Source organism: Novosphingobium terrae (assembly GCF_017163935.1).
In the GTDB taxonomy this organism is placed as follows: domain Bacteria; phylum Pseudomonadota; class Alphaproteobacteria; order Sphingomonadales; family Sphingomonadaceae; genus Novosphingobium; species Novosphingobium terrae.
In genome coordinates this window covers 3,548,237-3,568,388 of record NZ_JABVZR010000001.1, presented here as the reverse complement: position 1 = coordinate 3,568,388, position 20,152 = coordinate 3,548,237, and the positions used below count along the sequence as shown (strand labels likewise).

19 protein-coding genes are annotated in these 20,152 nt (G+C 65.8%); 10 read left to right on the top strand and 9 right to left on the bottom strand.

From position 1 onward, the window contains the following. Nucleotides 1-42: 42 nt before the first annotated feature. Entirely contained in the window at nucleotides 43-426 is a 384-nt protein-coding gene (locus HGK27_RS15990; protein WP_407674641.1) for a winged helix-turn-helix transcriptional regulator, read from the top strand. A 128-nt stretch (nucleotides 427-554) separates the two neighbouring features. Further along, nucleotides 555-1,268 (top strand): potassium channel family protein, encoded by a 714-nt coding sequence (locus HGK27_RS15985; protein WP_206241821.1) that lies wholly within the window; start codon nucleotides 555-557, stop codon nucleotides 1,266-1,268. Between the two features lie 246 nt (nucleotides 1,269-1,514). Here HGK27_RS15985 and HGK27_RS15980 read toward each other — a convergent pair whose 3' ends face one another. Continuing rightward, nucleotides 1,515-3,128 (bottom strand): ShlB/FhaC/HecB family hemolysin secretion/activation protein, encoded by a 1,614-nt coding sequence (locus HGK27_RS15980; RefSeq protein WP_206241820.1) that lies wholly within the window; start codon nucleotides 3,126-3,128, stop codon nucleotides 1,515-1,517. Nucleotides 3,129-3,212: 84 nt separating this feature from the next. Continuing rightward, nucleotides 3,213-4,319, bottom strand: coding sequence for a hypothetical protein (locus tag HGK27_RS15975; protein WP_206241819.1), 1,107 nt, complete (start codon nucleotides 4,317-4,319; stop codon nucleotides 3,213-3,215). Nucleotides 4,320-4,647: 328 nt separating this feature from the next. On the opposite strand from HGK27_RS15975, the gene HGK27_RS15970 reads away from it, so the two are divergent. Then, nucleotides 4,648-5,181, top strand: coding sequence for a DUF4232 domain-containing protein (locus HGK27_RS15970; RefSeq protein ID WP_206241817.1), 534 nt, complete (start codon nucleotides 4,648-4,650; stop codon nucleotides 5,179-5,181). Between the two features lie 104 nt (nucleotides 5,182-5,285). On the opposite strand, the gene HGK27_RS15965 is transcribed toward HGK27_RS15970, so the two are convergent. Continuing rightward, a complete protein-coding gene (locus HGK27_RS15965) occupies nucleotides 5,286-5,648 on the bottom strand; it encodes a hypothetical protein (RefSeq protein ID WP_206241815.1) in 363 nt (120 codons plus the stop codon). A 146-nt stretch (nucleotides 5,649-5,794) separates the two neighbouring features. Here HGK27_RS15965 and HGK27_RS15960 point away from each other — a divergent pair, with 146 nt between their 5' ends. The 3 genes from HGK27_RS15960 to HGK27_RS15950 all read left to right on the top strand — a co-directional run bounded on the left by HGK27_RS15960 (nucleotide 5,795) and on the right by HGK27_RS15950 (nucleotide 9,681). Further along, complete coding sequence (locus HGK27_RS15960; RefSeq protein ID WP_206241813.1) at nucleotides 5,795-7,198, top strand: aldehyde dehydrogenase family protein; 1,404 nt, start codon at nucleotides 5,795-5,797, stop codon at nucleotides 7,196-7,198. Between the two features lie 48 nt (nucleotides 7,199-7,246). Next, complete coding sequence (locus HGK27_RS15955; RefSeq protein WP_206241811.1) at nucleotides 7,247-7,912, top strand: M24 family metallopeptidase; 666 nt, start codon at nucleotides 7,247-7,249, stop codon at nucleotides 7,910-7,912. Nucleotides 7,913-7,974: 62 nt separating this feature from the next. Further along, nucleotides 7,975-9,681, top strand: a complete 1,707-nt coding sequence (locus HGK27_RS15950) for a cytochrome c biogenesis protein DipZ (protein ID WP_206241809.1) — start codon at nucleotides 7,975-7,977, stop codon at nucleotides 9,679-9,681. Here HGK27_RS15950 and HGK27_RS15945 read toward each other — a convergent pair whose 3' ends face one another. Further along, the gene (locus HGK27_RS15945) at nucleotides 9,682-9,951 is read right to left on the bottom strand and encodes a hypothetical protein (protein ID WP_206241808.1); all 270 of its coding nucleotides are present in this window, start codon (nucleotides 9,949-9,951) and stop codon (nucleotides 9,682-9,684) included. 61 nt (nucleotides 9,952-10,012) lie between these two features. Between HGK27_RS15945 and HGK27_RS15940 the strand changes: the two genes are divergently transcribed. Further along, nucleotides 10,013-11,164, top strand: coding sequence for a cupin domain-containing protein (locus tag HGK27_RS15940; protein ID WP_206241806.1), 1,152 nt, complete (start codon nucleotides 10,013-10,015; stop codon nucleotides 11,162-11,164). Here the strand turns inward: HGK27_RS15940 and HGK27_RS15935 are convergent. From HGK27_RS15935 to HGK27_RS15920, 4 genes are all read right to left on the bottom strand, one after another. Then, nucleotides 11,161-11,727, bottom strand: a complete 567-nt coding sequence (locus HGK27_RS15935; protein WP_206241805.1) for a pseudouridine synthase — start codon at nucleotides 11,725-11,727, stop codon at nucleotides 11,161-11,163. The genes HGK27_RS15940 and HGK27_RS15935 overlap by 4 nt on opposite strands. A gap of 9 nt (nucleotides 11,728-11,736) precedes the next feature. Beyond that, nucleotides 11,737-12,111, bottom strand: coding sequence for a ribonuclease HI family protein (locus HGK27_RS15930; protein ID WP_206241803.1), 375 nt, complete (start codon nucleotides 12,109-12,111; stop codon nucleotides 11,737-11,739). Then, entirely contained in the window at nucleotides 12,108-12,797 is a 690-nt protein-coding gene (locus HGK27_RS15925) for a spermidine synthase (protein WP_206241801.1), read from the bottom strand. Before HGK27_RS15925 ends, HGK27_RS15930 begins: the two co-directional genes overlap by 4 nt. A gap of 66 nt (nucleotides 12,798-12,863) precedes the next feature. Continuing rightward, complete coding sequence (locus HGK27_RS15920) at nucleotides 12,864-14,636, bottom strand: chloride channel protein (protein ID WP_241127225.1); 1,773 nt, start codon at nucleotides 14,634-14,636, stop codon at nucleotides 12,864-12,866. An 85-nt stretch (nucleotides 14,637-14,721) separates the two neighbouring features. On the opposite strand from HGK27_RS15920, the gene HGK27_RS15915 reads away from it, so the two are divergent. Beyond that, nucleotides 14,722-15,171: a MarR family winged helix-turn-helix transcriptional regulator gene (locus HGK27_RS15915; RefSeq protein ID WP_241127224.1), complete on the top strand. Its 450-nt coding sequence runs from the start codon at nucleotides 14,722-14,724 to the stop codon at nucleotides 15,169-15,171. Nucleotides 15,172-15,285: 114 nt separating this feature from the next. Next, nucleotides 15,286-16,368, top strand: coding sequence for an HPP family protein (locus tag HGK27_RS15910; RefSeq protein WP_206241799.1), 1,083 nt, complete (start codon nucleotides 15,286-15,288; stop codon nucleotides 16,366-16,368). A 16-nt stretch (nucleotides 16,369-16,384) separates the two neighbouring features. Here the strand turns inward: HGK27_RS15910 and HGK27_RS15905 are convergent, their stop codons facing one another. After that, entirely contained in the window at nucleotides 16,385-18,190 is a 1,806-nt protein-coding gene (locus HGK27_RS15905) for a putative bifunctional diguanylate cyclase/phosphodiesterase (protein ID WP_206241797.1), read from the bottom strand. A 384-nt stretch (nucleotides 18,191-18,574) separates the two neighbouring features. Here HGK27_RS15905 and HGK27_RS15900 point away from each other — a divergent pair, with 384 nt between their 5' ends. Further along, nucleotides 18,575-20,146, top strand: coding sequence for a methyl-accepting chemotaxis protein (locus tag HGK27_RS15900; RefSeq protein WP_206241796.1), 1,572 nt, complete (start codon nucleotides 18,575-18,577; stop codon nucleotides 20,144-20,146). Nucleotides 20,147-20,152: the final 6 nt, after the last annotated feature.

Below are 20,152 nucleotides of genomic sequence, written 5' to 3'. Positions count from 1 at the left end.
CCGCCGTTCGATGAAATGACTGTCAGCAAGGCCTGCGAGATCATGGCGCAGACGCCGCCCCCCGTGATCGATCCCCGCGTCGAGGCGCTGGTCAATGAGCTGATCGGCCGCGTGGCTGATAAATGGACGATGCTGATTCTCGAAGCGCTCGATGAGCATGGCACGTTGCGCTTCACCCAGCTGGTCAAGGCGGTACAAGGCATCAGCCAGAAGATGCTGACCCAGACCCTGCGCCAGATGGAGCGCACCGGTCTGGTGATCCGCACCATCCACCCGGTGATCCCCCCGCATGTCGATTACCGCCTGACGCCTTTGGGCCAGAGTCTGGGTGCGGCCTTCTGCGGCGTATGGATCTGGGCCGAGGAGCATCTGGGCGCTGTGGAAGCGGCCCGCACCGCCTTTGACGAGCGGCAGAATGATTGCTGACAACGATGTCAGTAAGGATTTTATAATGTGATTTAAAAGGAATAGCGGAACCGCCCCCCGCAAACCCGTTCATCCCCGGTTGTGCCCCGGCCCGCCACACTCCCGCCGCCAGCAGAGGAACCTCCACCATGCCGCCAGCGCAGGCCCAGCCGCATAAGATCGACCCCAGCCTCACCACGCTGCTGGCGGTGCAGGTGGTCACGCTCTTCGTGGCCATGCCGCTGGTCACCGAAGATCCATCGCTGCATATCCTGCTCGATCTGTGCCATCTGGCCTATGCGCTGGTCTGCGTGGCCGCGCTGGCGCGGCACCGCGCGGTGCAGGCGGTGCTGATCGCCGCTTTGCTGCTGCTGATCGTGGGGCCGGAGATCGGGCGGCGCGTGCTGATCAGCCTCGATTCCACCACCAGCGCCGCGTTGCGTCATGATCTGATCCAGATCGCCGCCTTCGCCTTCAACATGGGGGTGACTTTGCTGGTGGCGCGCCATGTCTTCGGCCCCGGGCGCGTGACGGGCCATCGCGTGCGCGGGGCGGTGCTGCTCTATCTCAACATCGCGGCGATCTTCGGCATCGTGTTTACGGCGGTCCTCTCGCACTGGCCCGGCGCGCTGGTGACCGGCAGCGGCACCCCGCTCGCTCCCGAAGCGGGCGGGCGCACCGCGCTGCTCACCTATTTCAGCCTCTCGACGCTGACGACCACCGGCTATGGCGATGTGGTGCCCGTGCTGCCGCTGGCGCGCAGTCTGGCCAATCTGGAAGCGGTGATGGGGCAGTTGTTCCCCGCCACTTTGATGGCGCGGATTGTGGCGCTGCATCTGGAGCATAGCAGGGAAGAGGATTGAAGAAGGGACATGCGAGGGGGTTACCCCCTCGCGCTCCCATACCTGTCCACCTTGCGCACAACCTATCGTTTCGGCACGGATTCATGGCGCCGCAGGCAGAAACGATCGCAGGCGCTGTGTTGGCAAGTTCGCGCAAACCCCTTTGATTGCCTGCGGCGCAGCGACCTTGCGCCAAGGCCGAACCCGAAGCGCAAGGTAGACAAACCCGGGAGCGCGAGGGTGTAACACCCTCGCATTCTCTCTTTTTCACTTCTTCTGCGGCCTGCTGATCTTCCAGCTCACATTCACCCGCCAATCGCCCAGAGCGCCATGGAAGGGATCGGTCACGGCTTTTGCGCCCTCCACCCCGATCACCGCCCAATCGTTCCACGCCAGTCTGATCCCGCCCCCTGCCGAGCCCAGATCCCAGCTCGATGCCGGAGCGCCAACGCGATCATTGATCCGCAATTTGGCGTGATCGACAAAGCCGTAGATCTCGGTGCCGTTCAGCCTTTTGCCCAGCTTGGGCCGCAGCGCCAATTCCAGAGACCCGGTGCCGCCACTGTCGGCGGTGATGGCGGCGGTGTCGAAGGCGCGGCCATAGTCGCTGCCGCCAAAGGCGATGCGCTCGGTGGCGGGGAGCTGGTTGTGGCTGTACTGGCCTTGGGCTTTCAGGCGCAGCACCACATGCTTGCCGAAGGCGCGGTCATAGCTGGCCGAGGCATTCATCTTGGTGAAGCGCGGATCGCTCTGCCCCACCAGCCCGCGGTCATTGAGGATCGCCAGGCCCTGACTCACGGTGCTGCCCAGCGACCAGACCGTCTTCTTGCCCGCCCATGAGTAGCCCGCCGCCACGCGCAGGGTGCGGATATGGTCGCTGGAGGCCACGGTGCCGAACAAAGCGGAATCGCTGTTGAGCACATCCAGCCCGGCACTGACGGTCAGGTTCTTGCGATAGCCCCGGATCACGGGGTAGCTGAGCGAGGCGCCGCCCACCACGGCATGGCCGCGCAGATTGTATTCGGGAACATTTGTCTGCAGCCATGCGCCGGAAAGCGTCAGCTTGAGGCCATCGTGGCCCAGCGGGGTGGCGTGGGTGAGGGCGGTGTAGATAAAGCTGCGGAAGTTGCGGGCCACCATCACGTTGAGCTTGGTTTCGTCGCCGTCACGCAGCAGGCTGTTGCCCGCAAGCGTGGCGTTGAACTGCCCCTGACCCAGCAGTTGGGAGCGGCTGTTGTCATAGGCCAGCGAGCCGTCGAGATGCTTGCGCTTCACCTTCAGCGACAGGATCACCCCGCCCGGCTGCCGACCGCGCAGCAGATCGGCGCTGACACTGGCCCCGGCGATGTCGCGCATCAGGGACAGCTCCCGCTCCAGCGCGGAGCGGCGCAGTGGCTTCATCCCCAACAGATGCTGCGCATAGGCGCGGATCAGCGGGGTCGAGCCATCGGGATAGGTGATCCCCTCGATAAAGCCCTGCGCCACCCGCACAATCACCCGCCCGCCCGAGAGATTCTGGTCCGGAATCGCCACGGTGTAGAGCGCCACATCGCTGGTGGCATAGGCATCCGACATGGCCGTCGCCAGTCTCTCCAGCGTGTCGCGCCTGGCGGGCTGGCCCACGAAACGCTCGGCGGCATGGGCGACGGGGGCGGGCACCAGATCGTCGATAAAGCGGATGCCCTTGATCGGCTGGTCCGATCCGGTGGCGTCCACCCGCGACAACACCTTGGCGCGCTGCTCGACAGGCTTTTCAGGCATGGGCGGGGGCAGGTTGGGCGTTTGCACGCGGTCGGCCCGGCCGGAATCGATGATCAGCGGCGGCGTGCTGGCCACGGGCCCGGCGGCCAGTGCAACCGCCATCAGCAGATGGGTGAGCATGGAAGCCTGTCTCCCCGAAGATGGAGCGGAAAACGGGGAAGGGGGCAGAGGAGCGCCGAACGGGGCGCCCCTCTGCCAGAGGCATCAACGCTGGGCAGACAGCAGCGTGCCCACCGTGTTGTTCACCGCCGTGGTGACGGGCTTGAGCAGGCCGGTGGTGGTGCCGGTCAGCGTACCTGTCGCCGCGGTGTTGGCCGCTGTGGCGGTGGCACCGGCACTCACCGTCGCGGGGGTGGCTGTGGCCGTGTTGCCGGTCAGATTGCTGACCAGCCCGGTCACCGGCTTGAGCAGGCCGCCGGTCGCGCCGCTGCCAGAGGTTGCGCCATTGGTGACGCCGCTCAGCAGGCTGGTCACGGGCGTCAGCACCGCGCCGCCGCTCGTCAGCCCGCCGCCCGCCGCGCCCGAGAGCAGATTGGCGTTGATAAGGGCGGGATTGCCGCTGCCCAGAATCTGGTGATCAGCCACCGCGACATTGAGCAGCTGGTTGGAAAGCCCGCCGCCCGGCGCCGTGACATTGGCCACCGCCACATTGGCCACGCCGTTAACATTGGCCGTCGCCACCTGGCCCGAGGTCAGCACGCCCGCGCTGGCCAGCGTGCCCTGCGCCTGCGTGGGCGACAGCACGCTGAGACCCACGGCGCCCGGCGTGCCATCCGCCGAGGTGGTCACCCCCTGATTGCCGAGGTTGATCGTCACCACATCGCCCACGACCTTCTGCACGCCATCGAGCAGCAGCGTCTTGCCATTGCCGGTATCGACCAGCACCTGACCCGTATCGCCCAGCACCCGCGTGACCGTGCCGGTGATGGGGGCGGTGATCGGCACGGCGCTGGCCAGCGTGGTGGTGGCGCCATCGACGCCGCTGGCCAGACCCAGCGAGGCATTGCCCGCCGTCACCAGAGCCGGCCCGGCCTGAGCCAGCACGGTCTGCACATCGCTGGAGGCGGCGGTCTGCGTGCCGCCGGTTCCGCCCGTTCCTCCGCTGCCGCCTGTGCTGCCGCTGCCGCCGGTGTTGCCACTGCCACCCGTGCCGCCGCCCGATCCATCCGAGCCGCTCGACCCGGTGCCGCCCGGCGTGCCGACCGAGCCATAGGCCAGATGGGAATCACCGGCACAGGCGCTCAGGCTCAGCAACATGCCGGCCGCTGCGGCCATGGTTGAGGCCATCCACCGGCTGTGATGTGCGATCATGTCATCCTCCTTCGCTTGCGGACGGGCCGGCCCGATTGTCTGTCTTGCGGCCCGCGTCTTGGCGGCGTGAGGTGGTGCGAAAAGGCGCCAGATCATGTGCCAATCCAACGGGGAAATAGGCCATGAGCTATCGGGTTCCTGCTTATTTTGGGAATTTCATGTAATATTTGTAACAATATTGAATTTGTTCGTTTTCATGAAGATGAATTCTTGAATGGTTACTTTTATGGAATAAATAATTAACTGTGATTGGCATTCATCATCACGACATGATGACGGGCGTATTAGGGGTGAACCGCTAAGACATCCGCATTGCCATGGGAGAGCGATGATGCCCTTGCTGCCTGCCCTTCTGGTCCTTGCTCAGGGCCTGCCCGCCGTGCCCCCTTCCACCCCCTCTTCCGCACTGGCGCCGCAGGCTGCGCTTGCGCCATGCCGCGCGGCACAGCTGCGTTTGCTGCCTCAGGATCGGGATGGGGATTTGGACGGCATGTCGCATGCCGGAACGGGTTTTGTGCTGGTGAACCGGGGCGCGGCCTGCCGCCTGCCTGCCTTGCCGCAGGTGGTGCTGCGCGATGCGCGCGGGCGGGCGCTTCCTGCCGCGCGCAAGGCGCCGGTGGGGATGCATCCCGGACCGGTGATGGTGCTGCTGCGGCTGGAGCAGGGCGCGCGGGCTCAGGGCACGCTGCGCTGGGTGTCAGGCCCGGTCTATGATGGCAGTCGCAAGCTGGTGGCGGCGCGGCTGTCGGTGGGGATCGGCAAGGCATGGGTGAGCATGCCCTTGCACGTCACGCTCTATGCCCCGGCGGATCAGGGAGCGAGTCTCGATCAGCCGCCGCTGCAACTGGCAGGCCAGCCCTGAGAGTCTGTCTGGAACATGCTCGAAAGCGCATGTTCAGTTAGGGCCTGAACAAAGGGCCGCACCTGCGTGAACAGGCGCGGCCCTTTTTGTTGGCGTGTGACGGCTTAGTGGTGGCGCTCACCGCCGCCATTGCCGCGGAAATGCGGCATATGCATGCCCTGGCCGGGCGTCATATTGCCCTGGAAGTGCTGGAAGTTGGGGCGGCCCTGCGGTGCCTCGCGCGAGAAATGCCCGCGATCGCCGCGGATAAAGCCGCGATCCCCCGCGCCATGGCGGTAGTAGAAGTAATTGTCCGAGCCCCAATAGCCGTCATAGATCGGGCCATAGGCGCCGTCATACCAGCCGTCATAGGCATAGGGGCCGGGGCCATAGGCCACGCCGCCGCCATAACCATAGCCATCATCGACACAGGCAGCCAAAGTCGTGACCGACAGGGACAGTGCGAACAGGGCTAGGGTCTTTTTCATCGCGGCCTCCCCGGACGTGAATCGCCCGTGCTGGTGAAACGGGGTGTGGCCTCTGCTGTTCCATGCTGCAGGGGATTGTGCGCGGAATTCTGCGGATTTTACCCGAGATGCTCGCCTTGAGGGGCGGAGCAGGGTAAAGCGCCCGCATGCATGACCATCTTCTGATCGACGGGCGTCTGGTTGCGGGCGCAGGGCTTCTTCCGGTGATCGAACCGGCGAGCGGGCAGGTCTTCGCTCAGGCGCCGCGCGCCGATGCTGCACAGGTCGGGCAGGCGGTGGCTGCGGGCAAGCGCGCCGCCCGCGATTGGGCGCTGGTGCCGATGGAAAGGCGCGCCGCCACGCTGGAAGCGCTGGCCAATGCGCTGCAGGCCCATGCCGAGGCCTTCGCCATGATGCTCACCCGCGAACAGGGCAAGCTGTTGGATGAATCGCGCGGCGAGGTGGAGGGTTCGATTGCCGCGCTGCGCTATCACGCCGGGCTGCGGCTGGAACCGCGCGTGCTGAAGCAATCCGCCGATGAGCTGGTGGTGGAGCAGCGCTTCCCGCTGGGTGTGGTGGTGGCGATCGTGCCGTGGAATTACCCGCTGCTGATGCTGATCCTGAAGCTGGCCCCCGCGCTGCTGGCGGGCAACACGGTGATCGCCAAGCCCGCGCCGACCACGCCTTTGACAACGCTGATGCTGGGCACCTTGGCGGCGGACATCTTCCCGGCAGGTGTGGTGCAGGTGTTGGGGGATGCCGGTGATCTGGGGCCGCTGCTCGTGGCGCATCCGGATGTGGCGCATATCAGCTTCACCGGCTCGACAGCGACGGGGCGCAAGGTGCTGTCTAGCGCGGCGGGCAGCCTCAAGCGCGTGACAGCGGAGCTGGGCGGCAACGATGCCGCGCTGGTGCTGGACGATGCCGATGTCGGTGCCATCGCGGCGGATCTCTTCGCGGGCGCCACCGCCAATGCCGGGCAGGTCTGCCTTGGCATCAAGCGCATCTATGCCGCCCGCAACAAGGCCGACGATCTGGCCGAGGCACTGGCCGATCTGGCGCGCAAGGCGGTGGTAGGCGATGGTTTGGCGCCGGGCTCCACCATGGGGCCGGTGCAGAATATGGCGCAGCATCGCCGGGTACTGGATTTGGCGGCGGAAGCCAGCGCTTTGGGCCGCATCGTGGGGAAGGGCAGCGCGCCTGCGGGCGAGGGCTATTTCATCGCCCCCACGGTCGTGCGTGATCTGCCCGAAACCGCCCGCCTGATCCGCGAGGAGCAGTTCGGCCCGCTGATCCCGGTGCAGGCCTTTGACGATCTGGACCATGCCATCGCTCTGGCCAATGCTGCCGATTACGCTTTGGGCGGATCGGTGTGGAGCGGCGACGTGCAGCGCGCCATGGCCGTGGCGGCGCGGCTGGAAACCGGGCTGGTCTGGGTCAACCGCGTGTTCGATCTGCCTTTCGATGTGCCGCTGGGCGGGGCGCGGGCCTCGGGCATGGGGCGGCATCAGGGGATCGAGGGTGTGGAGGAGTTCACCCAGACCCGTATCGTCAACGCGGCCTTGCGCTAAGAATTTGCGCGGTTTAGCGCAGACCTCACCCACCTCGGAGATTGCCGCATGTCCACCACCCTGTCCCCTCGCGAAGCTGTTGGCGCAAGCTATGATCTGGCCACGATCAAGGCGGCTCAGGCCAAAAGCTGGGAGGCGCTGAACGCCATCGCCGCGCAGGTCCGCCCCGGTATGGCCGAGGCCGAAGCCACCACCATGGGCAAGGGCGTTCTGGCCGAGATGGGCATGGAGCTGGCCTGGCACCCGCTGCTGATCCGCTTTGGCGAAAACACGCTGAAGATCTTTTCGGACCGCTCCGAAGGCACCGCCGTTCTGGGCGAGAATGACATCTGGTTCGTCGATATGGGCCCGGTCTTCGATGGGCATGAGGGCGATGCCGGGGCCACTTTCACCACAGGCAATGATGCCGAGATGCAGGCCTGTGCCCGCGATGTGAAGGTGTTGTTCGACACCGTCGCTACCCTGTGGAACGGCGGTGCGGTGACGGGCGAAACTCTGTACGAAGCTGCCCGTGCCGAGGCTGAAAAGCTGGGCTGGGTGATCAACCTCGACATTCAGGGCCACCGCGTGGGCGACTACCCGCATTCGGTTCACAACGGCGGCAAGCTGGGGCAATTCCCCGAAGCGCCCACGCCGGGCCTGTGGATTCTGGAGATGCAGATCCGCCATCCCACCCGCAGTTTCGGCGCTTTTTACGAGGATCTGCTGGCCTGAGCGTAACCTGAGGGCTGTTTCGCACGTAACGCCAGTATCGAGACATTTCAGGCCAACGATCCATGCTGCTTTACCTGCTCTCCTATCTGGCCGGCGCGCTCACCATCATGAGCCCCTGCATCCTGCCGATCCTGCCCTTCGCCTTTGCGCGCGCGGGCAAGCCCTTCCTCTCGCATGGGCTGCCGATGCTGGCGGGCATGACGGTGATGTTCGCCGGCATGGCGGTGCTGGTCTCGGTGGGCGGGCAATGGGCGGTGGGCGCCAATGATGTGGGCCGGGGCGTGGCGCTGGTGCTGCTGGCGCTCTTCGGGCTGACGCTGGTGTTTCCTTCGCTGGCCGACAGGATGACGCGGCCTCTGGTGCAACTGGGCGGTCGCTGGGCGGAAAATGCCCATGGCGATTCCGGGTGGCGCGGTTCCTTGGCTTTGGGTGCGGCCACCGGCCTGCTCTGGGCACCTTGCGCCGGGCCGATCCTTGGGTTGGTGCTGACCGGCGCAGCGCTGAAAGGCGGTGGGCTGGCGACGGGCGCTTTGCTGCTGGCTTATGGCTTGGGCGCGGCGACGTCTCTGGCGCTGGCGCTGGTGGTGGGCGGCAAGGTCTATGGCGCGATGAAGCGCTCGCTGGGCTTTGGCGAGAGGGTGAGGCAGGTTCTGGGTCTGGTGGTTCTCGGCGCTGTGGCGGTGATCGCTCTGGGGCTTGACACAGGCGTGCTGACCAAGCTCTCGGCAGCCAGCACCAACCGGATCGAGCAGGGCCTGCTGGAACGCTTCGGCATCGCCCGCAAAGCGGCCAGCAGCGGCGACGGGCTCGGCGATGAAGGCGCCAACCCCGGTTTCAATGGCGCGACGCTGTGGCTCAATGGGCAACCGCTGACGGCGGCTGATCTCAAGGGCAAGGTGGTGCTGGTCGATTTCTGGACCTACAGCTGCATCAACTGCCTGCGCACCCTGCCCTATGTGAAGGGCTGGGCCGAGAAGTACAGGCAGGCGGGCCTTGTAGTGGTGGGCGTCCACACGCCGGAGTTCGCCTTCGAGAAAGACCCCACCAATGTGCGCGATGCGGTGAAGCGGCTGGGCGTGACCTACCCGGTGGCGCTGGACAACAATTACGCCATCTGGAAGGCCTTCAACAACGAGTACTGGCCCGCCGAATATCTGATCGACGCTCAGGGCCGCATCCGCGCGCATATGTTCGGCGAGGGCGACGATGCCGCCTTCGAAAAGCTGATCCAGAAGGTGCTGGCCGAAAATGGCGCCTCGGCGGTGCCCGGCGGCACGGTGCAGGGTATGGACCAGGGCATTGAGGCCGAGCGCAGCGGTCAGGAGCAATCACCTGAAACCTATGTGGGTTATGCCCGCTCTCAGGGCTTTTCCAGCACGCCTGCGGTGAAGCAGGATGCGGCGGAAACCTATGCTCTGGGCGGCTTGCAGTCGGATGGCTGGGGGCTGGAAGGGCGCTGGACGGTTGGCGCTGAAAGCGCGCGGCTGGAAACGGCGGGCGGCGGCATCGCCTATCGCTTTCAGGCGCGTGACCTGCATCTGGTGCTGGGCCCGGCGGCAGGCGGCAAGCTGGTGCGCTTCCGTGTGACCATCGACGGCCATGCGCCCGGTGCCGACCATGGTGTGGACACCGATGCGCAGGGCAATGGTGTGGTGACGGACAACCGGCTCTATCAGCTGGTGCGGCTGGCCAAGGGCGCGGGCGATCACAGCTTTATGATCACCTTCCTCGATCCCGGTGTGGAGGCTTTTGCTTTTACCTTCGGCTGATTAGTCTGGAGGCGTATCGCTCTCGACCAGCTCGGCGATTTCGAATTGCCAGCTGGTCCAGCCGCGCATTTTGGCCGCTTCCTGCGTGGCGGCCTTTTTGCTTTTCGCTTCGGTTAGCGAGCGCGCATGGCCCCAGAACACCTCGGTCTTGCCGTTCTGCAGAATGGCCACGATGCGCCAGTAATGGGTGAAGGGATCGGAGGTGGGGCCGATGGTCTTCACATAGCCGTCCGGCATGGTGGCCGTCAGATAGCGCTTTCTGCGTTTCATAAAGGGGCCTGTAGCGTGCAAGAGGCTGGCCTGAAAGGGCCGCTCGGCCTAGAGCAGCCCCATGGCCCTTGAGAATTTCGACATCCCCGCCTTCCTGAGCAACGATTGGCAGCGCCAACCCCGCCTGTTCCGGGGCGTCTTCCCCGACTGGGCCAACCCGCTGGAGCCCGATGAACTGGCCGGATTGGCCTGCGAAGAGGGCGTGGAATCCCGCCTGATCTTTCAGGATGGCGAGAAACTGCGCATGGAAAACGGCCCGCTGGCCGAGGATCGCTTCGCAAAGCTGGGCGCGCAGCCGTGGACCTTGCTGGTGCAGGCGGTGGACCAGCATGTCCCCGATGTCGCCGAATTGATCGAGCCTTTCCGCTTTATCCCGGATTGGCGGATCGACGATGTGATGGTCAGCTACGCCACGGATGGCGGCGGCGTCGGCCCGCATTTCGACCAGTATGATGTCTTTCTTGTGCAGGGCCTTGGCCGCCGCCGCTGGACGGTGGGCCCGCGCTGCGATGACACCACGCCGCTGCGCCCGCATGAGGATCTGCGCCTGCTGGAGGGTTTCGAACCCACCGGAGACTTCATGCTGGAGCCGGGCGATATGCTCTATGTGCCCCCCGGCTTCGCGCATGACGGCGTGGCCGTGGGCGATGATTGCATGACCTATTCGATTGGCTTTCGCGCGCCCTCGCGCCACGATCTGATCGAGGGCTGGAGCGAGGAACTTCTCTCCCGCGAGAATGACGATGACCGCTATGCCGACCCCGGCCTGCCCGTTCAGGACCATCCGGGCGAGATCGTGGCCTCTGCGCTGGACGGCTTGCACAAGATGGTGACGGAAAGCCTGCAGGACCGCGAGGCCTTCGCGCGCTGGTTCGGCTGCCACAACACCACGCCCAAATATGCCGATCAGGACTGGCGCCCCGAAGAACCCCTCACCGATGAAGAGGTGAGTGAAGGGCTGGAAGAGGGGCTGGCGCTTTATCGCAACCCCGCCAGCCGCTTTGCCTTTGTGGCACGCGGCGGCGATGCGTTGTGGCTGTTTGCCGATGGCACCTGCTTCGAAGCGTCAGGCGCCACCGCCGAACTGGCGAAAGAGATCTGCGCGGGCGGCGCCATCGAACCCGATCCTTCGCTGGCCGATCTGCCCGAAGCCATCACCCTGATCGCCGCCCTGTGCAATCAGGGCAGCCTCGCCTTCGAAGGCGAGGATTAACGCCCGAAGCGAGGGATCACACCCTCGCGCCATTCGCCTTGCGGGATGCCCTCCACGGACCAGTCGCCGATGCTCCAGCGCACCAGTCGCAAGGTGGGCAGGCCGACGGCGGCGGTCATGCGGCGGACCTGCCGGTTGCGGCCCTCGCGGATGGTGAGGCGCAGCCAGTGGTCTGGCACGCTTTTGCGGAAGCGCACGGGCGGGTCGCGGGGCCAGAGGTCGGGCGTCTCGATGGCCTCGGCCTCGGCGGGCAGGGTGTGGCCGTCCTTCAGCATCACGCCGCGGCGCAGATTTTCCAGCGCCACCTCATCCGGGGCGCCTTCCACCTGCACCAGATAGGTCTTGGGCAGCTTGAAGCGCGGATCGGCGATGCGAGCCTGCAGGCGGCCATCGTCGGTGAGCAGCAGTAGCCCCTCGCTGTCACGGTCCAGCCGACCGGCGGGATAGACGCTGGGCACCTTCACAAAGTCCGAGAGCGTGGCGCGCGTGCTGCCTTCCGTCCCCGCATCGGTGAATTGCGAGAGCACATCGAAGGGCTTGTTGAGCAGGATCAGGCGGGGCATCGGGCCAATCTATAGTTTGCCGTGATGGCGTTCCAGCGCAATTCCCGCCAGATTTTGTTGCCGCTTGATATGGCGCACACGGACGCGATCGAACTGCGCGGCCAAAGCCGTAAAGCGGGCATGATAGGCCTTGAAGCGCTCCGTCTTGCAGGGCCACTCGCCGCGCGCCTGATGCACGATCATCGCGGCATCGCCCAGCAGCGCCACATCCTTCGCGCCCAGGCCCTGCGCCAGTTCCAGCGCATGGATCAGCGCCAGCCATTCGGCATCATTGTTGTCGCCGCTGCCGCAATCGGCGCGGATATGTGCCTTGCCGCCCGTCACCACCGACGTTTCCAGAACGCCGGGGTTGGGGCGGCAACCGCCATCAAACCACAGCTTCATCCGGCCACATCGTGATCGGGCTTCCGGCAGAACCAGATGAAATGGCGCGGCCCCTTGTTGTTGGGCCGGGCGCGCACAAAGCGCTCCTCCACTTCGAAGCCGGTGTCCTTCAGGCGCTTCACAAAGGCGTTGTCCTGATGCGCCGACCAGATCGCCAGCATGCCGCCGGGGCTCAGCGCATGCTTGGCGGCGCGCAGCCCGCGCCCGGTGTAGAGCCCATTGTTGCCCTCACGCACCAGCCCGTCCGGGCCATTGTCGACATCGAGCAGGATCGCGTCATAGATGCCATGCGCGGCCTTGATGGCATTGCTTACATCGTCCTCGACCAGCATCACGCGCGGATCATCAAGGCAGCCCGCCGCCACCTCGGCCATGGGGCCGCGCGCCCATTGGATGATCTCTGGCACCAGCTCGACCACGGTGATGGCGGAATCGGTGCCCAGCACGTTCAGCGCCGCGCGCAGGGTAAAGCCCATGCCATAGCCGCCGATCAGCCAGCGCTGCGGGCCGCGCTCGCCCAGCCGCTCGTGAGTCATCACCGCGAGACTGTCCTCGGAATGATGCATGCGGGTGGTCATCAGCTCATTGCCGGCCAGCGTGATCATGAAATCCGCGCCGCGACGCATCAGGCGCAGTTCCACGCCATCGGGCACCTGCGCGGTGCCCAGCAATTCGGGCTCGATCATGACTTGTTTCCTGCTGGCTGCTTCATCGGCGCGGCCCCTAGCACAGGCCCGCGCCAAAAAGCGAATCTAGCGGCGTTCGGCGCCCCGCGTGGTGCTGCGTGCCTTCAGCAGATCATGGCGGGAGAGGATGCCGATCACCCGCGCGCTGTCATCCTGCACGATGGGAATCCGCCCGATCCCGGTCTCGACCATCAGATCGGCCACGTCCCCGATAGGGCTCTGGCGCCGGGCAAAGGGCTGCGAGGCATCGGACACCACCTCGGCCAGCGTCTGCTCGCCCGATGCGCCCTCCACCCGCCAGCGCAGCGCATCCGAACGCGAGACCAGCCCCAGCAGGCGCTGATCCTCATCCACCACCGGATAGGAGCGGTGTTTGGCGCTCTGGGCAAAAAACGCCGAGGCCTCGCGCAGTTGCATGCTGCCACGCAGGGTTTGCGGATTGTGAGTCATGATCTGCCCGGCCTGCATAAAGTCCAGCGGATCGACGGTGTATTCCTGAAGGATATGCCGCCCGCGCCGGGCGATCTTCTCGGTCAGGATCGAGCGGCGCATCACCAGCACGCTGACCCCATAGGCCCCGATGGAGGCGGCCATCAGGGCGGGCAGGGAATTGAACTGCCCCGTCAGCTCGGCGGCGAACAGGGCGCCGGTCAGCGGAGCACGCATGGCGCCGCTCATCATCGCGCCCATGCCCGCCATGGCCCAGAAGCCCATCGGCCCGGGCAGGAAATGGCCAAGCAAGGCCCCCGTCGCCCCGCCCAGAATCAGCAGCGGCGCCAGCACACCGCCCGATGTGCCAGAGCCCAGCGCCACCAGCCATACCGCCGCCTTCACCACCAGCAGCAGCGCGATCATCTTCAGCGTAAACGCCCCATCGAGCAGCAGCTGGATGTTGCCATAACCCGCGCCCAGCACGCGCATGTCGATCCAGCCGCCGATCCCCACGGCCACGCCGCCCAGCGCGGGCCACCACATCCAGTGGATGGGCAGGCGGTGGAACAGATCCTCGATGCGATAGAGGCAGGAGGACAGCAGCGCCGCCTCCAGCCCGATGACCCCGCCCAGTGCCAGCGCCATGCCCGCCACCGCGCCACCCGAAGGCAGGCTGGTGGCCAGCAGCGGAAACAGCGGGCCATGGTCCAGCAGCAGCGGGCGCCAGGCAAAGCTGACCAGCACGGCGATGGCCACCGGCACAAAGCTGCGCGGCTTCCATTCGAACAGCAGCACCTCCACCGCCAGCAGGATCGCGGCCAGAGGCGTGCCGAAGATGCCGGTCATGCCCGCTGCCGCGCCCGCCACCAGCAGGGTCTTGCGCTCGGCGGCGCTCAGGCGGAAGCATTGCGCGAAGAGCGAGCCGATCGCCCCGCCGGTCATGATGATCGGCCCCTCGGCGCCGAAAGGCCCGCCGCTGCCGATCGAGATCGCCGAGGACAGGGGCTTCAGGATCGCCACCTTCAGCGACAGGCGGCTCTCGCCATAAAGGATCGCCTCGATGGCTTCGGGAATGCCGTGGCCGCGGATTTTCTCGGAACCGAAGCGCGCCATCAGCCCCACGATCACGCTGCCGATGACCGGGATCGCCAGCACCCACAGCCCCGCATGCCATGAAAACAGGGGGCTGGCCCCGATCTCGGCGGTGGCGGTGGAGACGCGGCCATACCAGAACAGGTTGATGGCCAGAGCGATCAGCCGCAGCAGCACCCATGCGCCCAGCGCGCCACCCGTGCCCGCCACCGTGGCGGCCAGTGCCAGCATCACCATGCGCCGATCGGCGCTGTGATCGCCCAGGGGTTTGGGGCTGGTATCGGCGGCGGGGTTTATGCTGTAATCCTGAGCCATGGCGTGATTTTTTCCGGGTGGAGCTGCGTAAAGATGCTGGCCATTTATATCGCATCACGATATTATTCAAGTCATGAAGGCAAAGATGATGAATGACGACGCCCTCAGCCAGGCCGTGCCCGGCGATCTGGCCGACACCGATTACGTGGCGCTGGCCGATTTCCGCCATGCCCTGCGCCAGTTTCTGGCCTTCAGTGAGGCGGCGGCGACCGCTTGCGGCCTCACCCCTCAGCAGCATCAGGCGCTGCTGGCGATTCGCGGTGCGGGGGAGCGGGAGGTCACCGTGGGCTATGTTGCCGAGCGGCTGATCCTGAAGCCTCACAGCGCCACCGGGCTGATCGACCGGCTGGAGGCCCTCGGCCTTGTCGAGCGCCGCGCCGCGCCCGGAGACAAGCGCCGCGCCCTGCTGGTGCTGACCGACAAGGCGCGCGAACAACTCGCCCGGCTGACGGCCACCCATCGCGAGGAAATCCTGCGCCTGCGCCCCATGCTCAACGGCCTGCTTCACCAGATCGAGGGCCGCCCGGGGCTTTGACGGCCATCGCGCTGACAACAGAAACTATGCCCCTCCCAGGAAGAGAGTGTTGTCGCTGATCGCCCTCGATCCCTAAAGGCTGCCGCTCGACCACCCTTGCTCCCAGGACATTGCATGACCACCCCGGCCAACCGGCTTCACGGCTTTGCGCATTGGATCGGCATCCAGCCGGCCAGCACGCCCACGCGCATCGTGCAGGCCTTTATCGGCTCGGCGCTGGGCATTCTGTTCACCGGGGCGGTGATGCATCTCTGGCTGGGGCATGCAGGAGGCCTGCCGCTGCTGATCGCGCCGATGGGCGCCTCGGCGGTGCTGCTCTTCGCGGTGCCGGCCAGTCCGCTGGCGCAGCCCTGGGCGATCATTGGCGGCAACACGATCTCGGCGCTGTCGGGCATTCTCTGGATGAAGCTGATCGGTGATCCGGCCACTGCGGCGGGTCTGGCCGTCGCCACCGCCATTGCCATGATGAGCCTGGCCCGCTGCCTCCACCCGCCCGGCGGCGCGGTGGCGCTGACCACGGTGATCGGCGGCCCGGCGGTGGTGGGCGCGGGGTGGGGTTTCGCCTTGCTGCCGGTTCTGGTGAACTGCCTGCTGCTGGTGGGGATCGGCTGGCTGTTCAATGCGGCGGTGCGCGGCAATTATCCGCATCGCGCGGCGGCCTATGTGGCGCCGCCAGCGGGCGGCGTGGGCTATACCATCGCCGATGTGGATGAGGTGCTGGCCCATTACGACGATCTGCTCGATGTCAGCAGCGAGGATCTCGATACGCTGTTCCGTCAGGTGGAGAGCCGGGCATGGCGCCGGCTGCATGGCGTGATCCGCTGCGCCCAGATCATGCGCGAGGCCCGGGCGCTGGCCCCGGAGGCCTCGCTTCAGGATGCCGAGCGGGCCATGGCGGCGCAGGATTTGCACGCCCTGCCGGTGGTGGCGCCCGATGGCCATGTCGAGGGCCTGCTGGGCGTGGCGCAACTGGGCGGGCAGGGCATGGTCTCGCAGGCGATGGACCGGTCACCCTGCATCGCCTCGGCCGATACGCCCATCGATGAGGTGCTGCCGATCCTCTCGGGCGGCCGCTATCATGAGGCGATCATCGTCGATGGCCATGGCCGCTATCTGGGCCTCGTCACCCAGACCGAATTGCTGAGCGCCCTGTGGCGCGGGCATATCGCCGAAGCCATCGCCGGGAAAGGGGCCTGATCCTCAGGCCCCGCGATCAGGCTTTGGCGAAAGCCGCAACCGGGGTCGAGGCGCTCATCGGCTCCCAATCCGGGCGGCCCAGCAGATAGCCCTGCACCAGATCGCAGGACGCGCCATTGAGGAAGCCCAGCTGCAAGGGCGTCTCCACCCCCTCGGCGCAGACGCTCATGCCCAGCGCATGGCCCAGCTGCACAATGGCACCGGCCACCGCCTCGGCCTGCCGGTCCGCGCCCAGATCGCCGACAAAGCTGCGGTCCAGCTTGAGCCGGTCGAAGGGCAGCTTGCGCAGATAGTTGAGCGAGGAATAGGAGGTGCCGAAATCGTCCAGCGCAAAGCCCACGCCCAGCTCGCGCAGGCTTTCCATCGAATGGCGCGCGCTTTCGTCATGGGTGATGATGGTGCGCTCGGTCAGCTCCAGAATCAGGCGCTGCGGCGTGAGGCCGGTCTCGCTCAGCACGCGCTTGACCAGCGGCACCAGCTCCTCGCGGCTGAACCAATAGGCCGAAAGATTGACCGAGATGGTCAGCTGTTCGGGGATCTCCAGCGCTGCCTTGCAGGCCGCGCGCAGCACCCATTCATCCAGCGCGCCGATCAGGCCGGACGCCTCGGCCACGGGGATAAAGGTGGAGGGCACCACCGGGCCAAGGCCGGGGCAGGTCCAGCGCACCAGCGCCTCATAGCCCGTCAGGCGGCCTTCGCCGGTGAGGAAATAGGGCTGCCACTGCAGTTTCAGCTGATCCTGCGCGATGGCCTCGCCCAGCCGGTGCTCGATGGTGTTGTAGGAGGCATTGCCCAGCAGCGGCACCACCTCATCGGCGATCACCAGCCGGTTGCGGCCCTCGCGCTTGGCCATATACATGGCCTCCTTGGCGGAGCGGCGCACCTCGGCGGGCGTGGTGCCGTGGCGCAAGGCCAGCGCGCAGCCCACAGACGCCGACATCACCACCGGCCTGCCGTCTGCCGCGCCCTCGATCTCGATGGGTGCGTTGATGTCGGCGATCAGCCGCTGGGCGACGCGGCTGACGATCTCATGCGAGACCGGATCGGAGAGGATGATGGCGAATTCGTCGCCGCCGATCCGCGCGGGCACATCGCTGGCGCGGATGCTGGAGGACAGGCGCTGGCCGATCTGGCTGAGCACATCATCGCCCGCCTCATCGCCATATTTGTTGTTGATGGCGCGGAAGCCGTCGAGATCGATGGTGAGCAGCGCGAAAGGCCGCCCGGCAAAGGCCGCTTCCATCGCCGTATCCATCGCCGCCTCAAGCTGGCGGCGGTTGGCCAGGCGGGTGAGGGGATCGCGGGTGGCGGCCTCGGCCAGAGTCAGATGGCTCAGATGCAGGTCGAACAGGTCGCTCGCGTTCGCCGCCAGCTGGGTGAGGAAATGGCGGTCCTCCTCGCTGAAGGCGCGCGGTTCCCGGTCCAGAATGCACAGCGTGCCCAGTGGCTGGCCATTGGGGGCGAGAATCGGTGCCCCGGCGTAAAAGCGGATATGATCCGGCCCCAGAACCAGCGGGTTGTTGGCGAAGCGCGGGTCCTGCGTGGCATCATGCACCACGGTGACGGCATCGGGGGCGAGGATGGCATGGGCGCAGAAGGCGTGGTCGCGCTCGGTTTCGCGCTGGGCAAAGCCCACCGAGGATTTGAACCATTGCCGCGCGCTGTCGATCAGCGAGATCAGCGCCATGGGCACCCCGAAATGCTGCGCGGCCAGCGCCGTCAGCCGGTCGAAGCGTTCGTCAGGCAGGCTGTCGAGGATGCGATAGCCACGCAGGGTGGCGATGCGCTCGGCTTCGTCGGGGGGGAGGGCGGCGGATGGCATTGCGGTGGGGGGCCTCAATGTAGGTTTGGGGGGACAGGCTAGTGCTGAAACTATGGAGATTGTGTTAAATTATTTTACATCGCTTGATCGGTTCGACGCATGGCGCAAACTTATGGTGCGCAACATTGTGCAATGTCTTGGCGTGCGGGGGCAGATCATCTCGCCCGCCTGTTTTATTCGGCGCGGATTGCGCAAATTCCGGCCTCTTGCCTTATGGGGCCCGGTGCAGAAGCAGCGCGGCAAGGCAGGGGCTTTAGGTCCGTGTTAATGATCTTTTAGTTGGAAACTTATACATCGCTATCCTCTCCGAAATGGCAAATTTCCTGATTAATTCGGGTTAAATTCCATCCCCTCGGTGAATGACTGGGTAGTGGGCCGCAGACTATGGTAAAATTCAGGATTTCCGCCAGAATTCTGGCCAGTTTCGGCGTCATTCTCGCCGCGATGCTGGCGGTTGGCCTGTTCGTCCATGCGCGGCTTGCGGTGATTGAGGAGCATGCCCTCTCGCTGCGGGGCGATGCGCTGGCCGGGCTTTATCAGAGCGGGCTGGTGAAGGATGCGCTCAATGCGGACTATCTCCATTCGCTGAGCGACCCTGCAAACAGCGGGGATGCTGCGCGGCATGCCGAGGCGGACACGGCGGTGATGGCCGGGCTGGTGGCCGATTACGAAAAGACCATCTTCGATGAGGAAGACCGCCAGACCTTCGCCAAATTCAAGGGCGATCTGGCGCTTTATCAGGCCGCGCGCGCCCGCCTGCATGGCGATGCGCCTGAATTGCAGGCCCGTTTCAAGGCCGCTTTCGACGATATCGTTGCCGTCAATGTGCTGAACCAGCAGCGGGGCGGCGCCAAGGTGGATGACATCGACGGCCAGATCCGGGCCCTGCTGGTGTCCATGTCGCTGGGCTTTGTGATGGCGCTGCTGGTGGCGGTCATTTCCGGCACGATGCTGATGCGGGTGATTCTGGTGCCGCTGCGCGCGTTGATGGCGGCGATGGATGTGATGCGACAGGGCGATTTCACCCATCGCGCCACCGTGACTCAGCAGGATGAAATGGGCGAACTGGCCGAGGGCTTCAACCGCATGGCGGGCGAGGTGATGGAGCTGGTGGGGCAGGTGCAGCGTTCCGGCATCCGCGTCTCCACCTCGATGACCGAGATCGCCGCCACCTCCAAACAGCAGCAGGCCACCGCCGCCGAAGTGGCCGCCACCACCACGCAGATCGGCGCCACCTCGCGCGAGATCACCGTCACCTCCAAGGAGCTGGTGCGCACCATGACCGATGTCGCCGCCGTCTCCGACCACGCGGCCACGCTGGCCAGCGGCGGCCAGCAGGGGCTGGCCCATATGGGCGAGACGATGGAGCAGGTGATGGAGGCCGCCAACACCATCAACGCCAAGCTGGCGATCCTCAACGAGAAGGCGGGCGACATCAATCAGGTCGTCACCACCATCACCAAAGTGGCGGATCAGACCAATCTGCTCTCGCTCAACGCCGCCATCGAGGCCGAGAAGGCAGGCGAATATGGGCGCGGCTTTGCTGTGGTTTCCACCGAAATCCGCCGCCTTGCCGATCAGACCGCCGTGGCCACCTATGACATCGAGCAGATGGTGAAGGAGATCCAGTCGGCGGTCTCGGCCAGCGTGATGGGGATGGACAAGTTTTCGGAAGAAGTGCGGCGCGGCATGAGTGACGTGCATGACATCGGCAACCGCTTCGCCGAGATCATCGGCCAGGTGCAGGCGCTGGCCCCCCGCTTCGAGACCGTGACCGAGGGCATGCAGGCGCAGGCCACCGGCGCCGAACAGATCAGCGAGGCGCTGGTGCAGCTGACCGAAGCCACGCAGCAGACGGTCGAATCGCTGCGCCAGTCCAGCGCGGCCATCGAGGAGCTGAACCATGTCTCGGGCAGTCTGCATGGCAGCATCACCCGCTTCCGGCTGGTGAGCTGAGAGACG

What these genes read in the sequence shown, in the direction of transcription:
- HGK27_RS15990 (WP_407674641.1), top strand. Translation starts at nt 43, where the DNA reads ATGGCGCAGACGCCGCCCCCCGTGATCGATCCCCGCGTCGAGGCGCTG.
- HGK27_RS15985 (WP_206241821.1), top strand. Translation starts at nt 555, where the DNA reads ATGCCGCCAGCGCAGGCCCAGCCGCATAAGATCGACCCCAGCCTCACC.
- HGK27_RS15980 (WP_206241820.1), bottom strand. Translation starts at nt 3,128, where the DNA reads ATGCTCACCCATCTGCTGATGGCGGTTGCACTGGCCGCCGGGCCCGTG.
- HGK27_RS15975 (WP_206241819.1), bottom strand. Translation starts at nt 4,319, where the DNA reads ATGATCGCACATCACAGCCGGTGGATGGCCTCAACCATGGCCGCAGCG.
- HGK27_RS15970 (WP_206241817.1), top strand. Translation starts at nt 4,648, where the DNA reads ATGATGCCCTTGCTGCCTGCCCTTCTGGTCCTTGCTCAGGGCCTGCCC.
- HGK27_RS15965 (WP_206241815.1), bottom strand. Translation starts at nt 5,648, where the DNA reads ATGAAAAAGACCCTAGCCCTGTTCGCACTGTCCCTGTCGGTCACGACT.
- HGK27_RS15960 (WP_206241813.1), top strand. Translation starts at nt 5,795, where the DNA reads ATGCATGACCATCTTCTGATCGACGGGCGTCTGGTTGCGGGCGCAGGG.
- HGK27_RS15955 (WP_206241811.1), top strand. Translation starts at nt 7,247, where the DNA reads ATGTCCACCACCCTGTCCCCTCGCGAAGCTGTTGGCGCAAGCTATGAT.
- HGK27_RS15950 (WP_206241809.1), top strand. Translation starts at nt 7,975, where the DNA reads ATGCTGCTTTACCTGCTCTCCTATCTGGCCGGCGCGCTCACCATCATG.
- HGK27_RS15945 (WP_206241808.1), bottom strand. Translation starts at nt 9,951, where the DNA reads ATGAAACGCAGAAAGCGCTATCTGACGGCCACCATGCCGGACGGCTAT.
- HGK27_RS15940 (WP_206241806.1), top strand. Translation starts at nt 10,013, where the DNA reads ATGGCCCTTGAGAATTTCGACATCCCCGCCTTCCTGAGCAACGATTGG.
- HGK27_RS15935 (WP_206241805.1), bottom strand. Translation starts at nt 11,727, where the DNA reads ATGCCCCGCCTGATCCTGCTCAACAAGCCCTTCGATGTGCTCTCGCAA.
- HGK27_RS15930 (WP_206241803.1), bottom strand. Translation starts at nt 12,111, where the DNA reads ATGAAGCTGTGGTTTGATGGCGGTTGCCGCCCCAACCCCGGCGTTCTG.
- HGK27_RS15925 (WP_206241801.1), bottom strand. Translation starts at nt 12,797, where the DNA reads ATGATCGAGCCCGAATTGCTGGGCACCGCGCAGGTGCCCGATGGCGTG.
- HGK27_RS15920 (WP_241127225.1), bottom strand. Translation starts at nt 14,636, where the DNA reads ATGGCTCAGGATTACAGCATAAACCCCGCCGCCGATACCAGCCCCAAA.
- HGK27_RS15915 (WP_241127224.1), top strand. Translation starts at nt 14,722, where the DNA reads ATGATGAATGACGACGCCCTCAGCCAGGCCGTGCCCGGCGATCTGGCC.
- HGK27_RS15910 (WP_206241799.1), top strand. Translation starts at nt 15,286, where the DNA reads ATGACCACCCCGGCCAACCGGCTTCACGGCTTTGCGCATTGGATCGGC.
- HGK27_RS15905 (WP_206241797.1), bottom strand. Translation starts at nt 18,190, where the DNA reads ATGCCATCCGCCGCCCTCCCCCCCGACGAAGCCGAGCGCATCGCCACC.
- HGK27_RS15900 (WP_206241796.1), top strand. Translation starts at nt 18,575, where the DNA reads ATGGTAAAATTCAGGATTTCCGCCAGAATTCTGGCCAGTTTCGGCGTC.